The 22808-nt window shown below is 74.9% G+C and carries 21 protein-coding genes; 10 read left to right on the top strand and 11 right to left on the bottom strand.

The window, feature by feature from the left end; all coding sequences use genetic code 11:
• Nucleotide 1: 1 nt before the first annotated feature.
• Entirely contained in the window at nt 2-2770 is a 2769-nt protein-coding gene (locus tag C6361_RS03615; RefSeq protein WP_234359303.1) for a LuxR C-terminal-related transcriptional regulator, read from the bottom strand.
• Between the two features lie 210 nt (nt 2771-2980).
• On the opposite strand from C6361_RS03615, the gene C6361_RS03610 reads away from it, so the two are divergent.
• The 4 genes from C6361_RS03610 (at nt 2981) to gndA (ending at nt 8633) form a co-directional block, all read left to right on the top strand.
• Nucleotides 2981-4498 carry a dynamin family protein gene (locus tag C6361_RS03610; protein ID WP_107255788.1) on the top strand — a complete coding sequence of 506 codons (1518 nt, stop codon included), beginning with the start codon at nt 2981-2983 and terminating at the stop codon, nt 4496-4498.
• Nucleotides 4495-6420 carry a dynamin family protein gene (locus C6361_RS03605; protein ID WP_107266745.1) on the top strand — a complete coding sequence of 642 codons (1926 nt, stop codon included), beginning with the start codon at nt 4495-4497 and terminating at the stop codon, nt 6418-6420. Before C6361_RS03610 ends, C6361_RS03605 begins: the two co-directional genes overlap by 4 nt.
• A complete protein-coding gene (locus tag C6361_RS03600) occupies nt 6413-7057 on the top strand; it encodes a hypothetical protein (protein WP_107266744.1) in 645 nt (214 codons plus the stop codon). Before C6361_RS03605 ends, C6361_RS03600 begins: the two co-directional genes overlap by 8 nt.
• Nucleotides 7058-7166: 109 nt before the next feature.
• Nucleotides 7167-8633 carry an NADP-dependent phosphogluconate dehydrogenase gene (gndA, locus tag C6361_RS03595; RefSeq protein WP_107266743.1) on the top strand — a complete coding sequence of 489 codons (1467 nt, stop codon included), beginning with the start codon at nt 7167-7169 and terminating at the stop codon, nt 8631-8633.
• A gap of 6 nt (nt 8634-8639) precedes the next feature.
• On the opposite strand, the gene C6361_RS03590 is transcribed toward gndA, so the two are convergent.
• A complete protein-coding gene (locus C6361_RS03590; RefSeq protein ID WP_107266742.1) occupies nt 8640-9926 on the bottom strand; it encodes an Hsp70 family protein in 1287 nt (428 codons plus the stop codon).
• A 127-nt stretch (nt 9927-10053) separates the two neighbouring features.
• On the opposite strand from C6361_RS03590, the gene C6361_RS03585 reads away from it, so the two are divergent.
• The 4 genes from C6361_RS03585 (at nt 10054) to C6361_RS03570 (ending at nt 13703) form a co-directional block, all read left to right on the top strand.
• Nucleotides 10054-10827, top strand: a complete 774-nt coding sequence (locus C6361_RS03585; RefSeq protein WP_234359302.1) for a glycerophosphodiester phosphodiesterase — start codon at nt 10054-10056, stop codon at nt 10825-10827.
• 62 nt (nt 10828-10889) lie between these two features.
• Nucleotides 10890-12266, top strand: a complete 1377-nt coding sequence (locus C6361_RS03580) for an MFS transporter (RefSeq protein WP_107255783.1) — start codon at nt 10890-10892, stop codon at nt 12264-12266.
• Between the two features lie 278 nt (nt 12267-12544).
• Entirely contained in the window at nt 12545-12916 is a 372-nt protein-coding gene (locus C6361_RS03575) for a hypothetical protein (protein WP_107266741.1), read from the top strand.
• A gap of 175 nt (nt 12917-13091) precedes the next feature.
• A complete protein-coding gene (locus C6361_RS03570) occupies nt 13092-13703 on the top strand; it encodes a thymidine kinase (protein ID WP_234359735.1) in 612 nt (203 codons plus the stop codon).
• Nucleotides 13704-13722: 19 nt separating this feature from the next.
• Here C6361_RS03570 and C6361_RS03565 read toward each other — a convergent pair whose 3' ends face one another.
• Nucleotides 13723-14181 carry a DUF4878 domain-containing protein gene (locus C6361_RS03565; protein ID WP_107255781.1) on the bottom strand — a complete coding sequence of 153 codons (459 nt, stop codon included), beginning with the start codon at nt 14179-14181 and terminating at the stop codon, nt 13723-13725.
• Nucleotides 14182-14358: 177 nt separating this feature from the next.
• Here C6361_RS03565 and C6361_RS03560 point away from each other — a divergent pair, with 177 nt between their 5' ends.
• Nucleotides 14359-16059 carry an acyl-CoA dehydrogenase family protein gene (locus C6361_RS03560; RefSeq protein WP_107266740.1) on the top strand — a complete coding sequence of 567 codons (1701 nt, stop codon included), beginning with the start codon at nt 14359-14361 and terminating at the stop codon, nt 16057-16059.
• A 37-nt stretch (nt 16060-16096) separates the two neighbouring features.
• Here C6361_RS03560 and C6361_RS03555 read toward each other — a convergent pair whose 3' ends face one another.
• The 4 genes from C6361_RS03555 to C6361_RS03540 form a co-directional block, all read right to left on the bottom strand.
• A complete protein-coding gene (locus C6361_RS03555) occupies nt 16097-17089 on the bottom strand; it encodes a tyrosine-type recombinase/integrase (protein WP_107266739.1) in 993 nt (330 codons plus the stop codon).
• Between the two features lie 160 nt (nt 17090-17249).
• On the bottom strand, nt 17250-17675 hold the full coding sequence (locus C6361_RS03550; protein WP_107266738.1) for an Hsp20/alpha crystallin family protein: 426 nt from the start codon (nt 17673-17675) through the stop codon (nt 17250-17252).
• Nucleotides 17676-17789: 114 nt separating this feature from the next.
• Entirely contained in the window at nt 17790-18287 is a 498-nt protein-coding gene (locus C6361_RS03545) for a GNAT family N-acetyltransferase (protein ID WP_234359301.1), read from the bottom strand.
• 92 nt (nt 18288-18379) lie between these two features.
• Nucleotides 18380-19615, bottom strand: a complete 1236-nt coding sequence (locus tag C6361_RS03540; protein ID WP_107266737.1) for an MFS transporter — start codon at nt 19613-19615, stop codon at nt 18380-18382.
• 69 nt (nt 19616-19684) lie between these two features.
• Between C6361_RS03540 and C6361_RS03535 the strand changes: the two genes are divergently transcribed.
• Nucleotides 19685-20203 carry a MarR family winged helix-turn-helix transcriptional regulator gene (locus C6361_RS03535; RefSeq protein WP_199853227.1) on the top strand — a complete coding sequence of 173 codons (519 nt, stop codon included), beginning with the start codon at nt 19685-19687 and terminating at the stop codon, nt 20201-20203.
• A gap of 79 nt (nt 20204-20282) precedes the next feature.
• Here C6361_RS03535 and C6361_RS03530 read toward each other — a convergent pair whose 3' ends face one another.
• The 4 genes from C6361_RS03530 to C6361_RS03515 all read right to left on the bottom strand — a co-directional run bounded on the left by C6361_RS03530 (nt 20283) and on the right by C6361_RS03515 (nt 22808).
• Nucleotides 20283-20600, bottom strand: coding sequence for a type II toxin-antitoxin system PemK/MazF family toxin (locus C6361_RS03530; RefSeq protein WP_107255775.1), 318 nt, complete (start codon nt 20598-20600; stop codon nt 20283-20285).
• Nucleotides 20597-20848 carry a hypothetical protein gene (locus tag C6361_RS03525; protein WP_107255774.1) on the bottom strand — a complete coding sequence of 84 codons (252 nt, stop codon included), beginning with the start codon at nt 20846-20848 and terminating at the stop codon, nt 20597-20599. The genes C6361_RS03530 and C6361_RS03525 overlap by 4 nt, the downstream gene beginning before the upstream one ends.
• An 83-nt stretch (nt 20849-20931) precedes the next feature.
• The gene (locus C6361_RS03520) at nt 20932-21591 is read right to left on the bottom strand and encodes a response regulator transcription factor (protein ID WP_107255773.1); all 660 of its coding nucleotides are present in this window, start codon (nt 21589-21591) and stop codon (nt 20932-20934) included.
• Complete coding sequence (locus tag C6361_RS03515) at nt 21588-22808, bottom strand: sensor histidine kinase (protein ID WP_107266736.1); 1221 nt, start codon at nt 22806-22808, stop codon at nt 21588-21590. The genes C6361_RS03520 and C6361_RS03515 overlap by 4 nt, the downstream gene beginning before the upstream one ends.

Here is a 22808-nt window from a genome sequence, read left to right as displayed (position 1 = left end):
GTCACAGCGCCTCCAAGGCGAGGGCCGCGGCCTCGGTACGGGTACGGGCGCCCAGCTTGCGCATCCCGGACCGGACGTGGGTCTCCACCGTCTCAGCGGATATACCCAGTTGGCCGGCGATGCGTCGGGTCGGTTCACCGGCCGCCACCAGCCGGAGTACCTCCCGCTCCCGGTCGGTGAGGTCGCCGTCCGCCCGGGCGCCCCGGACCTCCCGCCGTACGGCGTGCCGGCGCAGCGCCCGGCGGATCCGGCCGAGCAGCACGACCAGTCCGGCCCGTTCGGCGCGCTCCTCGGCGGTCAGCAGCAGCGGGACGCTCCGGGACGGGTCCGGCTCGTGCAGGCCGGCGGCGAGCAGGCAGCGCACCTCCTCGCGGACCGCCACGTCCCGCCAGCCGTTCGCGGCCCGGGTGAAGCCGGCCGGGTCACCGCCCGGGGTGTCCCAGGCAGCGAGTGTCTGCCACACCGGCACCGGCTCGGGCGGCACCGCCGTCACCGCACCGTCGGGCAGAACCGAAGCGGATTCTGCCTCCGCGCCGTCGTAGGCCGCCCAGCGTGCGGTGATCTGCCGCAGCCCGTCGATCAGCGGCGGGCCGCCGGAGGACCGCCCGGCGGCCCGGTCCGGCTGGCCGTCGAGCCAGGCCGCCTCCCGGCCGACCCAGTCGAGCAGCGCGTCGGTGCCGGCGGAGCCGCCGGTGGTGGTGGCCAGCCGGGACCGGGCCGGGCCGAGCAGCCCACCGTCGGCCTCGATCAGGCTGGCGGCGGCCACCGCGTAGCCCCGGGCCGGGGCGGGCAGGGTCCGGTCGGTCAGGTCACCGGCCCGCCGCAGCGCCTCGTCGGCGTCGAGCGCCCTGTCCGAGCCGAGGGCGCCGGTCGGGTTGACGGCGTTGCCGGCGTCGAGCGCCGCGCCCGGGCCGAGAGCGCCAGTCGGGCCGAGGGCGCCGTCCGGGCCCAGGACGTTGCCGGAGTCGCGAGCACCATCCGGGTCGAGGGCGCCGTCGCGGTCGAGGGTGCCGTGGGGGTCGAGGGCGGGTGGCCCGCCGCGTAGCGCCGCGCACCAGAGCCGGGCGGCCAGGAAACGGGTCTGCCAGCTGTAGGCGAGGTCGGCCGCGCAGGCGTCTTCGGCCGCCTCGGCGGCCTGTCCCGCCTCGGCGAGCCGGCCGTCGGCGAGCAGCGTCTCGACCAGCAGCCAGGCACTCCAGCGGGCGGAGAGCGGATCACCGGCCGCACCCGCCTCGGCGGCGGCCGAGGCGAGCGCCGACTCCCAGCCCGGGGCACGGTTCGCGGCGCGTACCGCCGCCAGCGCGGCCCGCAGGCCCGGGTGCGCCGGCTCCGGGCCGTGCACGGCGGTGATCCGGGCCGCCGACCGGGTCGCCTCGGCCGGGTCGGCGCCGAGTTGGGCGAGGAGCACGATCCGGTCCCGGGCGGCGAGCTGCTCCGGCGTGGCCGAGTCCGGTATCCGGGCCACCGCCGACCGGGCGCCGGTCAGGTCGCCGAGCTGGACCAGCGCCTCCGCCCGCAACAGGTCCGGGTCGACCCCGAGCGGGGTGCCGGTGGTCAGCGCCCGGGCCGCCGCCCGGGGGCGGCCGCAGGCGAGCGCGGCCCGGGCGGCGTCGACCCGTACCGCCGGGTCCGGCTCGACGCCGGGCAGCGCGCAGGCCAGCAGCAGCAGTTCGGCGCGGGTACCGGCGGTGTCGGTGGTGGCGGCGACGGCCAGTGCCCGGCGGTACGCCGCTGCGCCGTCACCGGCCGCCGCCAGGTGCCGGACCGCCTCGACCGGCGGTACGAGGTCGGCGAGGCGCCGGTGCAGCGCCCGCCGGCCGGTCTCGTCGAGCAGCCCGGCGGCGACCTCGGCGACGTACGGCGACACCGGGGCGACCGCGTCCCGCTCGACGGTGACCAGGCCGGCGGCGTCCAGTTCGTCGACCCCGGCGCCGAGCAGGCCCGCCGGTGCCGGCCGGCCGAGCAGCCCGAGTGCGGCCAGCGTGGTGCGGGCCGGCCGGGTCAGGTCGGCCAGCGCCGCCGCCACCGCGTAGCCGACCTGGTCGGCGTCGCGGTCCGCCGGCACCGGCTCCGGACGCCGCTGCCCGGGGGTGTCGGGTCGGTGTGTTCCGGTCGCCCGTCGGGCGGCCGCCTGGCGGGCCAGGGTCACCACCGCCAGCGGTGTGCCGCCGGCCTGCCGGACCACGTCGGCGACGGTCGACGGGCCGAGCCCGGGGGCGATCCGTCCGGCCAGCGCGGTCGCCGCGTCCACGGTCAGCGGCGGCACCGCGAGCCAGCCGGCCGCGACGGACCGCAACGCCGCCACCGCGGGCGGCGGCAGCCGGTGCGGGGTACGCAGCGCGACCGCGACCCGGCAGTGCCTGGCCAGCGGTACCAGGGCGGCGAGGGTGGCCGGATCGACCCACTGGAGGTCGTCGAGGAGCAGCAGGCCGGCGCGTACCCGGGATCGGACCGCCTCGGCGAGCAGTGCGGGATCGTGCCCGGGCAGCCGGACCCGGACGGCGCGGGTCAGCGCGAACGCCGGTTCGCCGGGCAGGCTGGCCAGGCCGCCACCGGCGAAGACGGGTCCCCGGAACGCGGCGCCGAGCCGGTGCAGCGCGGTGCTGCGCCCGCCGCCGGGTCCACTGTGCAGCACCACCAGGCCGGGGGTGGCGAGCAGGGCGGAGCCGACCGCGACGACGTCCGGTGCCGGATCGCCGGCGGACCCGTCGCCGGGCAGGTCGGCGGGGCGGAACTGGTCGGGCAGGTCACCGACCGACGCTTGCCGCACTGGCCCTCCCCCGCCCGGGTCGACGCCGCACCACCGTGGAAGACGGTGGCACGAACATGGGATCCTGCGCCGGCAGGATATTCGTAGTGTGATGTCCGGCAGGGGCAGCCCGCCCCCCGCCGTCGTGTCGGAAGGACAGCAGACGAGATGAGCGTGCTCCACCACCGGGTTGCTGCCATTGTCGCCGACCGCACCGCCGGCTGACGAGCGATGGGAGCAGGTCCGCTCAGCGCCCGGGTCGCCGGCCTCTGTGACGAGGTCGGTCCGCGACTCGGTGCCGCTACCGGAGCCCAGGTGTCGGGGGTACGCCGCCGGCTCGACGAGCCGCTGCGGGTGGCGATCGCCGGCCGGCTCAAGGCCGGCAAGTCGACGCTGGTCAACGCGCTGATCGGCCGACGGGTGGCGCCGACCGAGGTCGGCGAGTGCACCCGGATCGTCACCCAGTTCCGCTACGGCACCGCCGACCGGGTCGACGTGGTACGCCGGGACGGCAGCCGGCTCAGCCTGCCGCTCGACGACGCCGGTATGATCCCGCAGCGGCTCGGCGTGCCGCGCGCCGAGATCTCCTACGTCGACGTCACGCTGACCAGCGACCACCTGCGGGACCTGACCGTGCTGGACACCCCCGGTCTCGCCTCGACGAACACCTCGGTCAGCGCCGGTGCCCGCCGGTTCCTGTTCGAGGCCGCGACCGCGCCGTTCGACGACAACATCGACGACGACTCGGCCGGGGCGATCGCCGGTGCCGAGGCGATCGTCTACGTCTTCACCCAGTCGGTCCGGGACGACGACCTGGCGGCGCTGGAGGCGTTCCGGTCGGTCTCGGCCCGGCTGGCCAGCAACCCGATCAACTCGCTCGGCCTGTTCAACAAGGTGGACAAGCTGGTCGGCGGCGCGGCCGACCCGTGGCCGGTGGCCGGCCCGCTCGCCGCCGACCAGACCGGGGTACTGCGTCGGGTCGTCTCCGAGGTGGTGCCGATCGTCGGGCTGCTGGCCGAGACGACCGAGGCCGGTCGGCTCACCGCCGCCGACTGCGAGGCGCTGCGGACGATCGCCCGGCTGCCGGCCGCGGAACGGGCGGTACTGCTCGCCTCGGTCGACCTGTTCACGTCCCGGGACTGTCCGGTGCCCGGGCAGCAGCGGGAGCGGCTGCTGCGGCTGCTCGACCTGTACGGCATCGGCTTCGCCATCGCCCAGTTCGCCGCCGAGCCGCAGTTGTCCAGCGGTGACCTGGTACGCCTGCTCTTCGCCGCGTCCGGCTTCCCCCGGCTGCGCAACACCCTCGACCAGGCGTTCCGGTGGCGTACCGACGCGATCAAGGCCGGTTGGGGGCTCGCCACCCTGGAGAAGCTGGCCAGCCACGCTCCCCGGCCCGAGGACCGGGAGCTGCTGCGGGACGCGATCGAGCAGGTGCTGCAACAGCCGGAGTACCACCGCCTGCGGCTGCTGGAGGTGGCCCAGCTGGTCAGTTCCGGCTCGGTGGAGCTGCCGGAGCCGATGGAGCAGGAGCTGACCCGGCTGGCGCTCTCCACCGACCCGCGCTGGATCCTGAGCCTGCCGGCCGCCGCACCGGAGCAGTTGGCCCGGGCCGCGCTGGAGGCGGCCACCCGGTGGCGGGTGTACGCGGTCGCCGGGGCGAGCCCGGCGCAGTCCCGGGTGGCGCAGGTGGCGCACCGGGGCTTCTTCCTGCTCTCCCAGCGGGTACGCGCCGAGGGGAGCCTGCGATGACCACCGGCCGTACCAGCACCGGGGCGGATGCCGCGCCGGCCCAGCGCGGCGGTGGCGCCAACCCGGAGGCGGCGCTCGGCGCGGCGTTGACCGGGGCGGTCGACAGCGGGCTGGCGTACCTGCGCAAGGTCGCCCCGGACGCCGCCGCCGAGGTCGACACGCTGCGCCGCCAGGTGGTGACCCGTCCCTCGATCGTCGTGGTCGGCGAGACGAAACGCGGGAAGAGTTCCCTGGTCAACGCGCTGGTCGGGGTGCCCGGGCTGTCGCCGGTCGACGTCGCGGTCGCCACCTGCTGCTATCTGGAGTTCGTGCCGGGCGCCGAGGCCGGTGCCCGGGCCTTCCTGCCGGGCCGTCCCGAGCCGCTGCCGCTGGGCGTCGCCGACCTGCGGGACTGGGCCACCCCGCTGGGGCGGCTGCCGGACGACCAGCGTCCGCCCCGGCACATCGAGGTGACGCATCCGGCGCCGCTGTTGCAGTACCTGAGCCTGGTCGACACCCCGGGCACCGGCGGGCTCGACCCGGCGCACGCCGAGATCGCCCTGGACGCGGCGGCCCGGGCCACCGCGCTGCTCTTCGTGGTCGATGCCGCCGCCCCGTTCGCGCAGCCGGAACTCGACTTCCTGGTCGAGGCGAGCAAGCGGGTCAACCTGGTGGTCTTCGCGTTGACCAAGACCGACGCGTACCCGGGCTGGCGGACGATCCTGGCCGACAACCGGGCCCAGTTGCAGGCCCACGCCCCCCGGTTCGGCGGCGCGTCGTGGTTCCCGGTCTCGGCCCGGCTGGCCGAGCTGGCCCGGACGATGCCGGCGGAGGCGGCCGGTGAGCTGCTCCGGGAGTCCCGGATCGCGCAGTTGCAGCACGCCCTGATCGGGGTGGCCGGCCGGGGGCACCTGCTGCGGCAGGCGAACCTGCTGCGCACGGTCCGCAGCGAGCTGGTCCGGTACGACCTGGAACTCGGCGACCGGCTGCGGGCCGCCGACCCCGATCCGGCGGACCTGGTTCGGATCAAGCAGGATCGGGCGGCGCTGGCGGCGCGGAAGCGTACCGAGTCGCGGCAGTGGTCGCTGGCGTTGAGCACCGAGACGCAGCGGGCCCGGGTCGAGGCGACCGGACTGCTCCGCGGCTATGCCGGCGCCCTCCAGGAGGAGTTCCTGAACCGGATCGACAAGGCCCGCGGCGAGGACCTCAAGGGGCTGCCGCAGCAGGTCGACGAGGCGCTGCACGCGCTGTCGGTGCGGCTCTCCGACGATCTGGAGCTGCGGTTCCGGCAGGTCGGCGAGCGGGTGCTCGCCGAGGTGTTCCAACCCGACGAGCTGCGGTTCGTGCTGGGGCGGCTCAACGCGACCCTGCGGCACGCGCTGGCCAGCAAGCCGCGCCGGTCCGGTGGCGGCCCGGACAACATGATGATCGCGATGTCGGCCGGGTCGATGGCGTTCCTGGCCGGCCGGGGCGCGATGGCCGGTGCCTCCGCGCTCGGCGCGGGTGCGCTGGTCGGCGGCAGCCTGCTGATCCCGTTCGCCGGGCTCGGCCTGGGGCTCGCCGCCGGTGGCTTCATCCTGTACCGGCGCCGCGTGCAGACCGACCGGCAGCAGGCCCGGACCTGGCTGCGGGAGGTGGTCGCCGACGCCCGGGCGGCACTGTCGGACGAGATCACCCACCGCTTCACCGACCTGCAGTACGCGCTGACCCTCGCCCTCGACGACGCGATCGAGCGCCGGCTGCGGCAGCTCGATGAGCGGATCGCCGAGATCGACGCGGCGGCGGCCGAGGACACCGCCGTACGGGCCCGGCGCCGCGCCGCGACGCAGGCGCAGCGGGAGACGGTCCGGGCCCGGGTCAAGCAGGTCGACGAGGTGCTGGGGCGGGCCCGGGCGCTGGCCCCGGCCGCCGGCACCGACGCACGAGGGCGGGAACATGACTGACCACTGGGGCGGCTGGTCCGCCGACGAGCCGGAGTTCGGCGGCCCGGAGGGCGACGACTTCGGCGACCTGGCCGCGGAGCAGCCCGACGACGGTTTCCCGGTCGAGGGGTTCGGGGCCGCCGACCCCGATCCCGGCGAACTGCCCGGGGAGCCCGCCGACCCGGCGGTGCCGCTCGGCTACGACGACCTGCCGACCGCCTCGACCACCGACCCGTACGCCGAGGCGGACCCGTACCCGGCGGAGGAGTCGGGGTTCGGGCCGGACGGCTCTCCGGAGGTACCCGCCGAGGTCGGCTTCGGCGCGGCGGACCCGCCGGTCGGCGCCGACCCGGACCTCGACCCGTACGCCGACACCGGGCCGGCCTGGTGGGAGTCGACCGAACTGCCGGACCTCGGCGCACCGCCGGAGCCGGTCGACGGCTTTCCGTGGGCCGATCCCGCCCTGCTCGGCCAGCCCGTCGACCCGGTGGTGGCGCCGCCGTCCGAGCCGGACACCGGGACCGTCGAGGCGGACGAGCTGGCCGGGTACGCCGGCGCGGAGTTACCGGCCGACGGTGACCCGTGGGCGGCGCTGGCCGCCTCCGACGACCCGGCGACGAGTACGCTTGCCCGGTTCTGGTTGCCGGAGGAGCGCTGAGGAACACCGGGCCTTCCGCCCTGCTGCGGGCTCCCGCGCGCTGCTCCGACGCCGGCACGGATGTGGCAACCGGCCGAACCTTTCAGGCCCAGACGGAAGTGAGCAGCGGATGGCGGAGACGACGAGTGGCGGCACCGGCGCCACGGCCCAGATCGGGGTCACCGGGCTGGCGGTGATGGGCCGCAACCTGGCCCGCAACCTGGCCCGGCACGGTCACCGGGTGGCGGTGCACAACCGGTCGCCGGAGCGGACCCGGAGCCTGGTCGCCGAGCACGGGGACGAGGGCACGTTCGTGCCGAGCGAGTCGCTGGCCGACTTCGTCGCCTCGTTGGAGCGGCCCCGGGCCGTGATCGTGATGGTGAAGGCGGGCGGTCCCACCGACGCCGTCATCGACGAGTTGATCCCGTTGCTCGAACCCGACGACATCGTCATCGACTGCGGCAACGCGCACTTCGCCGACACCCGGCGCCGGGAGGAGACGCTGCGCGAGCACGGGCTGCACTTCGTCGGCACCGGGGTTTCCGGTGGCGAGGAGGGTGCGCTGCTCGGGCCGAGCATCATGCCCGGCGGTTCGGTGGAGGCGTACCGGAAGCTCGGGCCGATCTTCGAGTCGATCGCCGCCCAGGTCGACGGGGTGCCGTGCTGCGCCCACATCGGGCCGGACGGCGCCGGGCACTTCGTGAAGATGGTGCACAACGGCATCGAGTACGCCGACATGCAGCTCATCGCCGAGGCGTACGACCTGCTGCGGGAGCGGCTGGGTGCGACACCGGCCGAGATCGGCAAGATCTTCGCCGGGTGGAACGAGGGCGACCTGGAGTCGTTCCTGATCGAGATCACCGCCGACGTGCTCGGGCACGTCGACGCCCGCACCGGCAAGGCGTTCGTCGACATCGTGCAGGACCGGGCCGAGCAGAAGGGCACCGGCCGGTGGACGGTGCAGAGCGCGCTCGACCTCGGCGTGCCGATCACCGGAATCGCCGAGGCGACGTTCGCCCGGTCGCTCTCCGGGCACGCCGACCAGCGGGAGGCCGCCGCCCGGGCGTACGCCGACGCGGGTGGCGAGGCGCCGACCGACGAGGTGGACCGGGACGCGTTCGTGGAGGACGTCCGCAAGGCGCTCTACGCGTCGAAGATCGTCGCGTACGCGCAGGGCTTCGACCAGATCCGGGCCGGCAGCCAGGAGTACGGCTGGGACATCGACCCGGCGGCGCTGGCCACCATCTGGCGGGGCGGCTGCATCATCCGGGCCCGGTTCCTCAACCGCATCCGGGAGGCGTACGACGCCGACCCGCAGTTGCCGACCCTGCTGGTGGCGCCGTACTTCGTGCAGGGGGTCGCCGACAGTGTCGCCAGTTGGCGGCGGGTGGTCAGCTACGCGGCGCAGGCCGGCGTGCCGGCCCCCGCCTTCGGCTCCTCGCTGTCCTACTACGACGGCCTGCGGCGGGACCGGCTGCCGGCCGCGCTGATCCAGGGCCTGCGGGACAACTTCGGGGCGCACACCTACCAGCGGGTGGACGCCGAGGGCAGCTTCCACACCCGGTGGGCCGCCGACCGTACCGAGTCTCCGGCCTGACCCCGGTCAGCCGGGCCCGGCGGTGACGACCGCGACCAGTACGACGAGCGCGGCGACCACCAGCAGGGCCAGCGTCCCGGTCCAGACCAGCCCGGCCGTGCCGGTCCAGAACCGGCCGGCCGGGTCGACCGGCCGCACCCCGGCCCGGGCCGGGACCGGGATCGCGGCCCGGGCCCGGAGCGGCACCCCGACGTCGCCTCCGGCCGGCACCGGGCGGTGGGCGGGGCCGGCGGGCGGGTCGTCGAGCCGGAGGGCGCCCTCGGCCACCGCCGTCTCCGGCTGTTCCAGGGTGGTCGGGGCGACGCCCAGCTCGGCGTGGATCAGCCGGGCGGCCAGCGGGATCCGGCTGGAGCCGCCGACCAGGAAGATCCCGACCAGGTCAGCCGGGTCCAGCCGGGCGTCGGCGATCGTCCGGGCCAGGCAGTCGACGGTCTGCTGGAGCTGCCGGCGGATCAGCGACTCCAGCTCCTCCCGGGTCAGGTGTGCCCGCAGGTCCAGCGCCGGCAGGTGCAGTTGCGCACTGGCGGCCCGGGACAGCAGTTCCTTCGCCGCCCGCACGTCGTCGTAGAGGAGTTCCCGGGCCCGGCGCTGGTGCGGGTCGACCGGGCTCAGCAGGCCGTGCCACTGTTCGGTCCGGCCGGCGGCGTGGTCCCGGCCGATCTGCTCGACCAGGGCCTGGTCGAAGTCGAGCCCGCCCAGGTCGGTCAGGCCCGACTCGGCCAGCACGTCGAACCCGGCGGCGGTGCGGCGGACCACGGCGGTGTCGAAGGTGCCGCCGCCCAGGTCGTAGACGGCCAGCGCCCGGCCGGGTGGCACGGCGGTGCCGAGTACCGCCGGATAGTGGGCCGCCGCCGCGACCGGCTCGGCGACCAGCCGGGGCGGCGGCAGCCCGGCGGCGCGGGCGGCGGCGACCAGCACGCCACGACGCCGTTCGCCCCACCGGACCGGATGGGTGAGCCGGACCTCGTCGACCCCGCCGAGCTGCCGGTCCGCCTCGACCCGGACCCGCCGCAGCACCGCGCCGACCAGCTCGGCGACCGGTACCTCCCGGTCGCCGAGCAGCACCGTCCCGTCGTCGATCCGCCGTTTCGGCGCCGGCTCGAACCGGGCCGGGTCGAGCCGGGCCGCCCGGACCGCGTCCCGGCCGGTGAGCGGCGCGCCGTTCAGGTCGAGGCAGACCGCCGACGGCAGCAGCGGGGTGCCGTCGAAGAGCAGCGGCCGGCCCCGGCCGTCGACGCCCCGTACCACGGCGACGGTGTTGGAGGTACCGAAGTCGATGGCGAGCAGCCGCATGGCGAGCACCCTACTGAACCCCAGCTCGACCGCCCGCCGCGTCGCCGCCGGAAGAGTTCCCGTCGATCGGGGAAAGGTGCCGCCGACCGGTCACCGGACGGCCAACCCGGCCGGGCATACTCGCACCGTGATCCGGGACTTCGGCTATCTCGACGCGCCGACGCCGCTGGCGTTCGCGCACCGGGGCGGCGCCGCGCGCGGCGACGAGAACACCACCGAGGCGTTCGCCCGGGCGGTCCGGCTCGGCTACCGGTACGTCGAGACCGACGTACACGCCACCGCCGACGAGGTGCCGGTGGTCTTCCACGACGCGACACTGCACCGGATGACCGGGGAACCCGGCCGGATCGCCGAGCTGCGCTGGGCGGACCTGCGGACGATCCGGGTCGGCGGGGCGGCGGCGGTGCCCCGGCTCGACGACGTACTCGGGGCATGGCCGCAGATCCGGTTCAACGTCGACGTGAAGGCCGACGGCGCGGTGGTGCCGACCGTGCGTGCCGTCGAGGCGGCCGGCGCCGGTGACCGGGTGCTGCTCGCCTCGTTCAGCGACACCCGGCTGGCCCGGCTGCGGATCCTGGCCGGGCCGAAGGTCGCCACCTCGCTCGGGATGCGCGGGGTGGCCCGGGTACGGCTCGCCTCGCTGGCCAACCGCCGGCTGGTGCTGCCGCCGACGGTGGTCGCCGCCCAGGTGCCGGTCCGCTACCGGGGGATCAGGGTGGTCGATCGGCGGTTCGTCGACTACGTGCACCGGCTCGGCCTCCAGGTGCACGTCTGGACCATCGACGACATCACCGAGATGAACGAGTTACTCGACCTCGGTGTGGATGGCATCATGACCGATCACGTCGACGTGCTGCGCGAGGCGTACCTGAGCCGTGGCCACTGGCCGTCCGATCGGTAGGTCGGCCGGACCAGGCCGCCCGACCCCGATTCGCCGCCCGATCCCGATACCGAAGGACCGACATGGCCGAGACCATCCCCGCGACGGCGCCGGACGCGCCACCCAGCACCCGGCACGAGCGGGTCGGCTGGTACTTCTACGACTGGGCGAACTCGGCGTTCAACACGACGGTGATCACCGTCTTCCTCGGCCCGTACCTGACCTCGATCGCGAAGGCGGCCGCCGGCTGCGCCTCCGACGACCCGTGCCGGGGCGGGCGGATCAGCCTGCTCGGTATCGACATCGCGCCCGGCTCGCTCTTCCCGTACATGGTGTCGCTGTCGGTCTTCCTGACCGTCTTCGTGCTGCCGCTGGTCGGCGCCGTCGCCGACCGGTCGCCGCGGAAGAAGGAGATGCTGGCCCTCTTCGCCTACATCGGCTCGGCGGCCACCGTCGGCCTGCTCTTCCTGACCGGCGACCGCTACCTCCTCGGCGCCGGGCTGTTCCTGGTCGCCAACATCTCCTACGGGGCGAGCATCGTCGTCTACTACTCGTTCCTGCCCCAGATCGCCGGCCCGGAGGAACGCGACAGCGTCTCCAGCATCGGCTGGGCGATCGGCTACATCGGCGGCGGGCTGCTGCTGGCGATCAACGTGGCGGCGGTGCTGTTCAAGGACTCGCTCGGGATGGACACCGGCGAGGTCGCCCGGTACAGCATGGTGTCGGCCGGCATCTGGTGGGCGGCGTTCACCACCATCCCGCTGATCCGGCTGCGTAACCGGCCGCCGGTCGCCGGCCCGGCGCAGGGGCCGGTACTCCTCGACGGGTTCCGTCAGCTCTGGCACACGCTGCGCAGCCTGAAGGCGTACCCGTTGACGTTGTTCTTCCTGGTCGCCTACCTGGTCTACAACGACGGCATCCAGACGGTGATCTCGCTGTCGGCGGTCTACGGCACCGAGGAACTCAAGCTCTCCGACGACGTCCTGGTGCCGACCATCCTGATGGTGCAGTTCCTCGCCTTCTTCGGCGCGCTCGGCATGGGCGCGCTGGCGAAGCGGATCGGCGCCTGGAAGACGATCCTGATCAGCCTGGTGCTCTGGACGGTGGTGCTGGCGGTCGCGTTCCGGCTGCCGGCGAACCAGGCGCTGCCGTTCGTGCTGCTCGGCGGCGGGATCGGCATCGTGCTCGGCGGCAGCCAGGCGCTGAGCCGGTCGCTGTTCAGCCAGTTGATCCCGAAGGGCAAGGAGGCCGAGTACTTCGGGCTCTACGAGATCTCCGACAAGGGCACGAGCTGGCTCGGCCCGCTGCTGTTCGGGCTGGCGTACGGGCTGACCGAGAGCTACCGGGTGGCGATCATCTCGCTGCTGGCGTTCTTCGTGATCGGGTTCGTGCTGCTGGCGGCGGTGCCGATCCGGCGGGCGATCGTCGCCGCCGGCAACACCCCGCCGGAACGCCTCTGATCCAACGAGCAGCAGGGACAGCCCGGCCCCGACAGCGATGCCGCCGAGGCCGAGGTCAGGCTCGGCCTCGGCTACCCGGGCGTGCAGTCGGCCCGGGCGCTGGCGACCGTCGGCGGCACCCTCGGCCGGGACGGTGTCGGTGGCCCGGGCGGTCGTCGCCTGCTCGCCTGGAGCGTGGGCCCGCACCGGCTGGCCGACCGGCACCGAGCACCGCCCCACCCCGCCGGACGATCTGTCCTAGGGTGGGCCCGGGGCGGCATGTGGGCAGGAGGCGCGGGATGGAGCCGATCGAGGTGACGGCCGGTACGGCGCTGGTCGGCGCGATGGCCGGTGCCGGCTGGCCGGCGGCCCGGGCCGAGGCGGTGGCGTTCTGGCGGGGTGTCCGGCCGGCGGAGGCGGACGACGTCGCCACCGACCTGACCGAGGTACGCGCCGAGGTGCTCGCCGCCCGCCAGGCCGGTGACCACGACCTGGAGCGCGTGCTCGCGCACGGCTGGCAGCGCCGGTTGCGGGACCTGGTGCAGGGCGATCGGGCCCTCGCCGCCGGGTTGCGTGATCTCGTCGAGCGGCATCTCCTGCCGGCGCTGCCGGCGGACGAGCGGGCCCGGCTCACCGGGCGGCGGCCGGACGGGGATCCCGGTCCGGGCTGAGTCGCGTGCACGCTCAACCGGACCGAAGTGGTCAACGACACGGCGGGTCGAACCCGAAACGCCTGGTGGCCTAGGCTCCCCGAGCGTGACCGACGACAGCCGCACCAGCCGTACCCCTCTCGCCGGCGACGAATCGGCGCTCGCCCAGGCGTGTGCCGCCGCCGGCGACGGCCGGCTGCGTCAGGGCGCCGCGCTCAAGTTCTTCTGGGGACCGATGGACTGTGGCAAGTCGACCATGGCGTTGCAGATGAACTACAACCATGCCCGGCAGGGCCGGCGTGGGCTGGTGCTGACCAGGATCGACCGTTCCCTCGGGCCGCAGATCACCACCCGGATCGGCCTGGCGCACGAGGCGATCGAGGTCACCGACGACCTGGACCTGTGTGAGCTGGTCAGGAGCCGCTGGGCCGAGGGTGACCGGCTCGACTATCTGATCTGCGACGAGGCGTGCTTCTACACGGTGCGGCACGTGGAGCAGATGGCGGAACTGGTCGACTGCTACGACGTGGACGTCTTCGCGTTCGGCCTGGCCAGCGACTTCCGGTCCTGTCTGTTCCCGGCGGCGCAGCGGCTGTTCGAACTCGCCGACGAGGTGTCCCGGATCCAGGTCGAGGTGCTCTGCTGGTGCGGACGTCCGGGGCAGCTCAACGCGCGGGTGGTCGGCGGCGCGGTGGTCCGGCAGGGCGAGCAGGTGGTCATCGGGGACACCGTCGAGGCGGCCGAGGTGCGCTACCAGGTGCTCTGCCGGCGGCACTTCCGCTCCGGCGACCTGGCCCGCAACCGCTGACCTCCGGCTCCGCACGAGGTCAGAACGGGTCGCCGCAGACCCGCCACTGGTCGCCGTCCTTGACCATCGGCATCTCCCGCCGGTCCACCACGCCGGAGCGGCGGGTCAGCTCCGCCGTCGCGGTCGCCCGGAGCTGACCCTGGTCGCTGGCGACGGTGACGTCGTCGACGGCGTACCGGGTGATCGTCGGTGGTACGGAGAGTCGCCGTTCGAACTCCTCCCGGCTCCACCGCTCCCGGGTGTCGACGCAGAGCCGGTCGTAGGCGCCGCCCGCGTCGCCGCTGGTCACGTCCTGGAGGAACGCCTCCGCCGCGTCCCGGGCCGCGCCGGAGGACTGCCGGACGTGCTGGTAGTTCCACGCTCCGAGACCGGCCGCGCCCACACAGCAGACGAAGAGGCCGGCCGCGACCACCGACAGCACCCCCCGCAGCCGGCGCGGTCGCCGCGCCCCGCGTCCGCCGGGCAGCTCGTAGGCCATGCCACCGACGGTAGATAGCGGCCGCGTCCGGCGGGTGCCGAACCGGCCGGCTCCACCGCCGACCGGCCATGATCGGCCCGGTCGGTGTCACCGGTGGCCCGCCGTGGACTACGGTCGGGTCCATCCCCCGCCAGCCTCGCCGGTCCACCGGCCGGCCCTCGCCCCTCAAGGACGACGATGCAGCGCTACGTCCAGGTGGTCCCGGCGCCCGCCGACCCGTACTTCAGCGACCGGCTGCTGCGGTCCTGGCTCGACCGGCAGCTCGGCCCGGACGGGCACGCCGCCGCCGCGGACCGGCTCGCCGCGCTCGCCACCGACGTCACCGGACCACTGCGGGCCGCGCACGCCGACGCCGAGGCGCACCCACCGACCCTGGTCCGCTACGGCCCGTGGGGCGCCCGGATCGACCGGATCGAGACCTCCGCCGGCTGGCAGGCCCAGCGCACGGCGGCGGCCCGGCACGCCGTGGTGGCGCTCCCCTACCTGGCGTCGGCCCGGAGCACCTGGGGAGCGGCGGCCCGGGTCGTCCAACACGCCCTGCTGCACCTGTACGGCCCGGAGTCGGCGACCTTCTCCTGCCCGGTGGCGATGAGCGACGGTACCGCCGCGCTGCTCGCCCGCCCGGAGGTCGATCCGGCGCTGCGGGACACCTGGCTGCCCCGGCTCACCGCCACCGACCCGGCCGTCGCGGTCAGCAGCGGGCAGTGGATGACCGAGTCGCAGGGCGGCTCCGACCTGGCCGGGTCGACCACCAGCGGCCGGCCCGCCGCCGACGGCTCCTGGCGGCTCACCGGCGAGAAGTGGTTCTGCTCGGCCGCCGACGCGGAGCTGGCGGTCGCGCTGGCCCGGCCGGAGGGCGCCGGTGCGGGCAGCCGGGTGCTGGTGCCGTTCCTGGTGCCCCGCTACGCCGCCGACTCGCCGCTGGCCGGGCCGGGTGTCGACCCGGACGCCCCGGCGCCGGGGATCACCGTGCACCGGCTCAAGGACAAGCTCGGCACCCGGGCGCTGCCGACCGCCGAGATCGGGCTGCGCGACGCGTACGCCTGGCCGCTCGGTGACCCGTCCGGGCCGGGTCTGAGCCGGGCGATGACCCTGGTCGTGGTGACCCGGCTGCACAACGCGGCGGCGGCCGCGGCCGGCATGCGGCGGGGACTCGGGTACGTCCGGGCGTACGCCGACGCCCGGCAGGTGGCCGGCGGACGGTTGATCACCTCGCCTCTGCACCGGGCCACCCTCGGCACCCTGGCGGTGGACGCGGCCGGGGCGTTCGTACTCGCCGGACACGCGTTCGCGCTGCTCGGCCGGGTCGAGGTCGGCTCGGATCCGGCCGCCGCCGCCGAACTGCGGATCGTGGCGCCGCTGGCCAAACTCGCCACCGGACGGCTGGCGGTCTCCTCGGCGAGCGAGTACGTCGAGTGTTTCGGCGGCGCCGGATACGTCGAGGACACCGGGATTCCCCGGCTGCTGCGCGACGCCCAGGTGCTGCCGATCTGGGAGGGCACCACCAACGTGCTCGCGCTGGACGTGCTCCGGGCGGTGCTGCGGGAGGACGCCGCCACCCCGCTGCTGGCCCGGCTGGACGCCGCCACCGACACCGCCCGGCGGCTGCACCCGGCGCTGGCCGACGCGCTCGCCGACACCATCGCCGAGCTGCGCGACTCGCTCGCCGAGGTGACCCCGGAGGCGGTCGGGGTACTGGCCGGGGCGCGCGGGCTGGCGCTGCGGATGGCGTACGCGCTGGCCACCGCCCTGCTGGTGGAGCAGGCGGCCGGCGGCGACGAGACGGCGGAGGTGGCGGCCCGGCTCTGGGCGCGGCGCTGGCTGCGCGGCGCGGACATCGCGGCGGAGGCGCACCACGAACTGGACCTGCTCTGCTGAACCGGTCGTGGACCGGAGCCCGGGGTCCGCGGTCGGGTCAGCCTCGGCGGCGGGCCCGGGCGGCCCAGATCGCGTACGCGGGGTCCCGGTCCAGGTTGTGCCGGTCCCGGTCGTACCGCCGGGTGGTGCGCGGGTCGGCGTGTCCCATCGCGTCCTGCACGTCCTCCAGTGGCACCCCCTCGGCGCGGGCCGAGGTGGCGAAGGCGTGCCGCAGCGAGTGTGGGGAGAGCCGTTCCCAGGCCGGGATGCCGGCCGCCCGGGCCAGTCGCCGGACCAGCCGGAAGACGGCGTGCCGGTCGAGCCGGTTGCCGGTGGCGGTCACCAGCAGTGCCCCGGTGAGCTGCTCCACCGGTCGCCCCGCCACCACCGCGCGGGCGGTCAGGTAGGCGTCCACCGCGTACGCCGATCCCGGGGTCAGCGCCCGACGGCGGGCCCGGCCGCCCTTGCCGACGAACCGCACGCTGCGGTGCCCGCGTTCCTGGCCCAGGTCGGCCAGGTCGAGCGAGACGAGTTCGCCGACCCGCAGCCCCAGGTCGGCGAGGAGGGCCAGCACCACCCGGTTGCGCAGCGCGTTGGGGCCGGCGTCGGCCTCGGCGGCGGCGAGCAGCGCGTCCACCTCGTCGGAGCTGAGCCCCACCGTCGCGGAGTGGTCGCGGTCGACCCGGGGCCGGTCGGCGCCGGAGACCGGGTTGGCCGGCACCGCGCCGAGCCTGCCGAGGAACGTGTACCAACTGGAGAGCGCGGAGAGTTTCCGGGCCACCGTGGCGGCGGTGAGTGGGCGGCCGCTGCGCGGGTCGACGCTCGACTCCAGCTCCCGGGCGTACGTGTTGACGTCCAGGAACGTCGCGCCGAGCGGGTCGACCTGCCGGTCGGCGCACCAGCCGAGCCAGCCGGCGATGTCCCGCCGGTACGCGGCCCGGGTGTGCTCGGAGAGCCGACGGTTACGCAGCCAGGCCTCGGTGAAGTCGGCCGGGGTGGACGTCGACACCGGTCGGGTCGCCGCGCGGCGAACCAGGGCGGATCGGGACACGCGAGAAAGTTTTTCAGACCATTCGCCCGGGACCGTGCCAGACGCGCCCGGCGATCCGGGAACTCTTCACCGGGCGGCCACTTCCCCTCGACGCCCGACGCGCGCCGGTCCGGTGTCGCTCGGACAGGCGCGCGTCGCGTGAGCGGGGTTGGACGGACGGTCAGGAGTTGATCTGGCGCGGGCCGCCGCCGGTGACGGTGACCTCGACCCGGCGCGGCTTGGCCCGCTCGGCCACCGGAATGCGCAGCGTCAGCACCCCGGCCTCGTAGCCCGCCTCCAGCTTCTCGGTGTCGAGCGTGTCGCCGAGGAAGAGCTGGCGGGTGAAGACGCCCATCGGGCGTTCGGCGGCGACGAGTTCGACCTTGTCGCCGGTCGGCCGGCGCCGCTCGGCCCGGACGGTGAGCACGTTGCGCTCCACGGTGCACTCGATGCTGTCCGGGTCGACGCCCGGCAGGTCGAAGGCCGCGTAGAAGTAGTCGCCGTCGCGGTAGGCGTCCAGGTGCATGACCGCCGGGCGGCTGTTGGTGCCGAAGAAGTGCTCGGCGATCCGGTCGATCTCGCGGAACGGGTCGGTACGCATCAACATCGTCGATCCTCCTCGGTTCTCCTAAGCCGAAGGTTAAGTTGAGTCTAGGTGACTCAAGTCCTCTTCTTTATTACCGCGCTCTGGCTCCGGCGTCAACCCCCAGTACCGGGACGGTCAGCCGAGCCGCTTCTCGAACCAGTGGTCGGCGTACGGCGAGGTCGAGTAGGCGGGCACCTCCCGGTAGCCGTGCCCGGCGTACAGCGCCCGGGCCTCCACCAGGTCGTGCCGGGTGTCCAGCCGCATCGTCGTCGCCCCGTGCACCGCCGCGGCCTGCTCCACGGCGGCGAGCAGCCGCGCCCCGCCCCCGCGCCGTCGCGCCCCCGGCCGGACGAAGACCCGGGTCACCTCGGCGTACGGCAGGGCGTCCAGCCGTACGCCGACACAGCCGGCCGGTTCGCCGTCGTACCGGCCGACCAGGAACAGCCCGGTCGGCAGGGTCAGGTCCGCACTGCACTCCTCCACCAGCACCTGGTCCACCTCGGCGTCGGTGGCCGGCCGCTGGTGGTAGCGGCCGACGATCTCGGTGTAGTAGTCCCGCAGCAGGGCGCCCGCCACCGGGCCGTCGACCGGCTCGGCCCGCACCGTCCAGCCCCGGGTCAAGATCTTTTCCACCCGGTCATTCTGGCCGCCGCGTCCAGCGGTTTCCCCGCTGGAGGGGGCCGGCGGTCGGTGCCGGGTGCCGACCGGCGCAGCGCGCTGCCCGGTCAGGTGACGGCGGCGAGCGGCTCGGGTTCCGGTACGGGCTCCGGGCGGGTGGTCGCGGGGCGGCGTACCCCGGGGAACGCGGCGGTGCCCAGGCAGGCCACCGTGACCGCGACGGCGGACAGCACCAGCGGTACGGCCGGCGACCAGGCGTCGGCGGCGAGCGGTGCGAGGGCGTACCCGAGGGGCATCGCGGCGAGCGAGAGCAGCCAGTCGTAGGAGCTGACCCGGGCGAGCACGTGCGGCGGGATCTCCGTCTGGACGACGGTCTGCCAGACCGGGTTGAGGAAGCCGAGGGCGGCCAGCGCGACGCCGTACGAGCCGATCACGGTCCACGGCGGAGCGGCCACCGCGAAGAGGACGAGCGGCAGCGCGTACGTGGCCAGCCCCAGGTTCGCCACCAGGATCGGCCGGCGCAGCCGGACCCGTCCGGCCAGCACCGAGCCGATCAGCAGGCCGACGGCACCCGCCTGGAGGACCAGTACCCAGACACCCTCGCCGCCGAGCCGGTCGACCGCGATCGCCGGGCCGAGGGTGACCAGTACCGCCGCCACGCCGTTCCAGACCGCGTGCGCCACCAGGCTGCTCCAGTACCAGTCCCGGGAGCGGACCTCGGACCAGCCCTCCCGCAGATCGGCGAGGAGGGACTGGCGTTCCACCTGGATCCGGCGTACCCGGAGCACGGCCAGCAGGGCGGCGCTGACCGCGAAGCTGGCGCCGTCAAGCACGAACGCCCAGCCGGGTCCGGCGGCCCAGATCAACGCGCCGGCCAGCGCCGGCCCGGCCAGGCCGGTGGCGCTGCGGGCGGCACCGAGCGCGGCGTTGGCCTGCTGCCGGCCGGCCGCGTCGACCACCCCGGCGACCAGCGGTGAGGTGGTCGGCATCGCGAAGGCGGACGCGACCCCACCGACCGCCGAGGCGGCGGCGATCGGCAGCAGGGTCGGGTCGTCGCCGAGCAGTTCGACCCCGATGAAGACCTGCACGGCGCAGCGGACCAGGTCGCTGCCGATGGCCACGATCCGGGGGTCGAGCCGGTCGGCGAGTACGCCGCCGAGGGGCAGCAGCAGCAGTTTCGGCACCATCGCACAGCCGAGCACCAGGGCCAGCGCCGAGCTGGAGCCGGTGGCCCGGAGTACGGCGAGGGCGAGCGCGGCCGGCACGACGGCATCACCGAGCGCGGAGAGCGTACGGCCGAGGAAGAGCAGCCGGAAGGCGCGGAGCCGGAGCGGGTGGGACACGATCCGCAGATTATTTCGGAGCCGAACCTTTCGTCAACGAATAATTCCGCTTCGACGTAGAATCGTCGCGTGCAGGATCGTCGCGTGGAGGACCAGAAGGACTGGACCGACGGGCACGTCGCCCGCTGGCTGCCCGTGCTGCCCGACCTCGACCCCGACGTGGAGGGTGCGGTGACCCGGGCGAAACTGCTGGCCCAGCACCTGCGCCGGGTCCGGGAGAAGTCGCTGGCCGACTTCGACCTCCAGCGGCCCGAGTTCGACACCCTGCACGCGCTCGCCGGCCGGCACGGCCGGGCGGTGCCCTCCCAACTCGCCGACGACCTCAACCTGGCGCCGCCCTCGGTCACCGCCCGGATCGACGCCCTGGTCGCCCGCGGCTTCGTCCGGCGGACCCCGTCGGCCACCGACCGGCGGCGGGTCGACATCGAACTGACCGAGCAGGGCCGGGCCGCCTGGCTCGGCGCGATGGACGTCCTCGGCGACGAGGAATACCGGCTGCTCGGCGCGCTCAGCGCGGACGAGCGACGCACCCTCTCCGACCTGCTGCGCCGGATCATGCTCGCCGCCGAGCGGCCACCGTCCTCCTGACCGGCACGGTCAACGACGGGCCCCTCCGGGGCGAGGAAAGCCGGCAGGCCCCTCCGGCGCGTAGAGCGCCGCCCGGCCGTCACAGCTCGAACAGGTCCCGCAGCGCCTCGCCGATCCGGGCCATGCTCGCGCCGGTCGCCATCCCCACCCGCTCCACCGCCACCGCCGACGGGACCCGGCGCAGCCGGTTCACCACCACGACCCCGGTCACCGGATCCGTCTCCGCCAGCGGCACCACGAACGGCGGCAGCTCACCGCCGCCGCGTTGCCGGACGATCGGCGCGCAGTACGGCGAGGCGGACGGCCGGTCGTTGTGCCCCTCGCCGGAGAGCACGACGACCCGATGCCTGGCCTGCTGGGTACGGTCGCCGACGGTCCAGATCTCGCCCCGCTTCACGCGGCGCCGGCCAGGTCGGACCAGCCCGCGTCGACCCGGTCGGCGTACCGGTCGAAGGCGTCGAGTTCGTCCCGGACCTCCGGATTCGCGGCCAGCCACGCCTCCTGTTGCCGAGCCGCGGCGCGGAGCGCCTCCCGGCGTACCGCCCGGTCGATCCAGGCCGACAGGGAGAGCCCGTCCCGCCTCGCCGCCGCACGGGCTCGGGCGAGCGTGTCCCGGCTCAGGCCGAGCGTCACCTTGTCCGCCACGTCCGCGATGGTACGCCCGGCGGTATCGGCGCAGGCATCGGCGCGGGTGTGTCGAGGGACGGCACCGCGACCGCGGGTACCGGTCAGCGGGCCGGCGCGACCAGCCCCAGCTCGTACGCGATGATCACGAGCTGTACCCGGTCCCGGGCGTCGAGCTTGGTCAGCAGCCGGGCCACGTGCGACTTCGTCGTCGCCATCGTGATGAACAACTCCTCGGCGATCTCGCCGTTCGACCGGCCCTGCCCGATCAGGGTCAGCACCTCACGCTCCCGCTCGGTGATGCCGGCGACCGGTCGCACCGGACGGGCGGCCGCCGGGGCCGCCCCGACGAAGCCCGCGATCAGCCGGCGGGTCACGCTCGGCGCGATCAGGGCGTCACCGGCGGCGACCACCCGGATCGCCCCGAGGATGTCGTCCACGGCCATGTCCTTGACCAGGAAACCGCTGGCACCTGCCCGCAGCGCGCCGTAGACGTGCTCGTCCTCGTCGAAGGTGGTCAGCACCAGCACCCGGGCCGACGCGTTCTCGGCCACGATCTGCCGGGTCGCCTCGATGCCGTCCATGCCGGGCATCCGGATGTCCATCACCACCACGTCCGGCCGGACCTCCCGGGCCAGCCGGACCGCCTCGGCACCCGACCCCGCCTCGCCGGCCACCGCCAGGTCCGGGGTGTCGGCGATGAGTACCCGCAGCCCGGAGCGGACCAGCGGCTGGTCGTCGACGAGCAGCACCCGGACGCTCACGCCGGCGCCGCCGGGACCGGGACGGTCGCCGGCAGCGGCAACCTGGCCGCCACCCGGAAACCACCGTCGGGTACCGGGCCGGCCGCGAAGTCGCCGTGCAGCAGGCCGACCCGCTCCCGCATGCCGGTGATCCCGAACCCGGTGGCCGTGACCGGACCGCCGCGCCCCCCGTCGACGATCTCGACGTGCAGGTCGTCGACCCGGTAGTCCAGGGTCACCCGGCAGTATGCGACGCCGGCGTGCCGGACGACGTTGGTCACCGCCTCCTGCACGATCCGGTACGCGGACAGCTCGATGTCGGCGGGCAGCGCGCGCCGCTCCCCCCGCCGGCACAGCTCGACCCGGACCCCGGCCTCCGCCGTCACCGCCGCCAGCCGGTCGAGGTCGCCGAGCGTGGGCGCCGGATCCGTGGACGCCGGATCGGACGGGTCCGCCTGGCGCAGTCCACCGAGCACCCGGCGCAGCCCGGCGAGGGTCTCCCGGCTGGTCGTCTCGATCGCCCGCAGCGCGGCACCGGCCTCGGCCGGCTGGGTCTCGATCACCCGGCTGCCCACCCCGGCCTGGATCGCGATGATGCCGATGCTGTGTGCCACCATGTCGTGCAGTTCGCGGGCGATCCGCAGCCGTTCGGCGGTGACCGCCTGGGTGGTGGCCTGCGAGCGCAGCACCTCGGCGTACCGCCGCCGGGCCCGCACGGAATTGCCGATCATCCAGGCGGCCAGCATTCCCAGGGTGGGAATCTCCGGCTGGAAGACGGCGTTGTCGCCCGGGTTGAGATAGCCGACGGCGATCTCGGCGCAGAGCGTCAGCACGGCGACGGTCACCGAGAGCCGCCGGGACCTGGTCGCCGCGACGTACCCGACGACCAGGTTGATCGCCAGCAGTTGCAGGTACCGCAGGTCGGCCAGGTAGTCCTGGTGCCAGGGATGGACCGTCACGGTCATCGCCGCCGAGCCGAGCAGCATCAGCGCCAGGGTCGCCAGCGGACTCCGCCGGAGCAGGACGGCGGGCAGCGCCATCACCAGGGCCGGCAGGGCGTACCGGGGAATGGTCTCCAGCACGTTGTAGTAGTGCCCTGGCGCGCCCGAGACGAATGGCACGGTAAGGGCCAGTACCACCGGGAACGCGGCGAGTGCGCACCAGACCAGGACCGTGCGCACCGTCGCCGGCAGGCGGTGACGCAGCGGTGGCCGGAGCGGGTGTGAGGTGGCGTCCAC

Source organism: Plantactinospora sp. BC1, from assembly GCF_003030345.1.
Taxonomy (GTDB): domain Bacteria; phylum Actinomycetota; class Actinomycetes; order Mycobacteriales; family Micromonosporaceae; genus Plantactinospora.
The sequence above is the reverse complement of the archived record's forward strand: the minus strand, read 5'-3'. Positions and strand labels throughout refer to the sequence as shown.

Coding starts and splice junctions, on each gene's coding strand:
- C6361_RS03575 (WP_107266741.1), top strand. CDS start 12,545: ATGGAGCCGATCGAGGTGACGGCCGGTACGGCGCTGGTCGGCGCGATG.
- C6361_RS03605 (WP_107266745.1), top strand. CDS start 4,495: ATGACCACCGGCCGTACCAGCACCGGGGCGGATGCCGCGCCGGCCCAG.
- C6361_RS03600 (WP_107266744.1), top strand. CDS start 6,413: ATGACTGACCACTGGGGCGGCTGGTCCGCCGACGAGCCGGAGTTCGGC.
- C6361_RS03590 (WP_107266742.1), bottom strand. CDS start 9,926: ATGCGGCTGCTCGCCATCGACTTCGGTACCTCCAACACCGTCGCCGTG.
- C6361_RS03550 (WP_107266738.1), bottom strand. CDS start 17,675: ATGTTGATGCGTACCGACCCGTTCCGCGAGATCGACCGGATCGCCGAG.
- C6361_RS03560 (WP_107266740.1), top strand. CDS start 14,359: ATGCAGCGCTACGTCCAGGTGGTCCCGGCGCCCGCCGACCCGTACTTC.
- C6361_RS03580 (WP_107255783.1), top strand. CDS start 10,890: ATGGCCGAGACCATCCCCGCGACGGCGCCGGACGCGCCACCCAGCACC.
- gndA (WP_107266743.1), top strand. CDS start 7,167: ATGGCGGAGACGACGAGTGGCGGCACCGGCGCCACGGCCCAGATCGGG.
- C6361_RS03610 (WP_107255788.1), top strand. CDS start 2,981: ATGGGAGCAGGTCCGCTCAGCGCCCGGGTCGCCGGCCTCTGTGACGAG.
- C6361_RS03565 (WP_107255781.1), bottom strand. CDS start 14,181: ATGGCCTACGAGCTGCCCGGCGGACGCGGGGCGCGGCGACCGCGCCGG.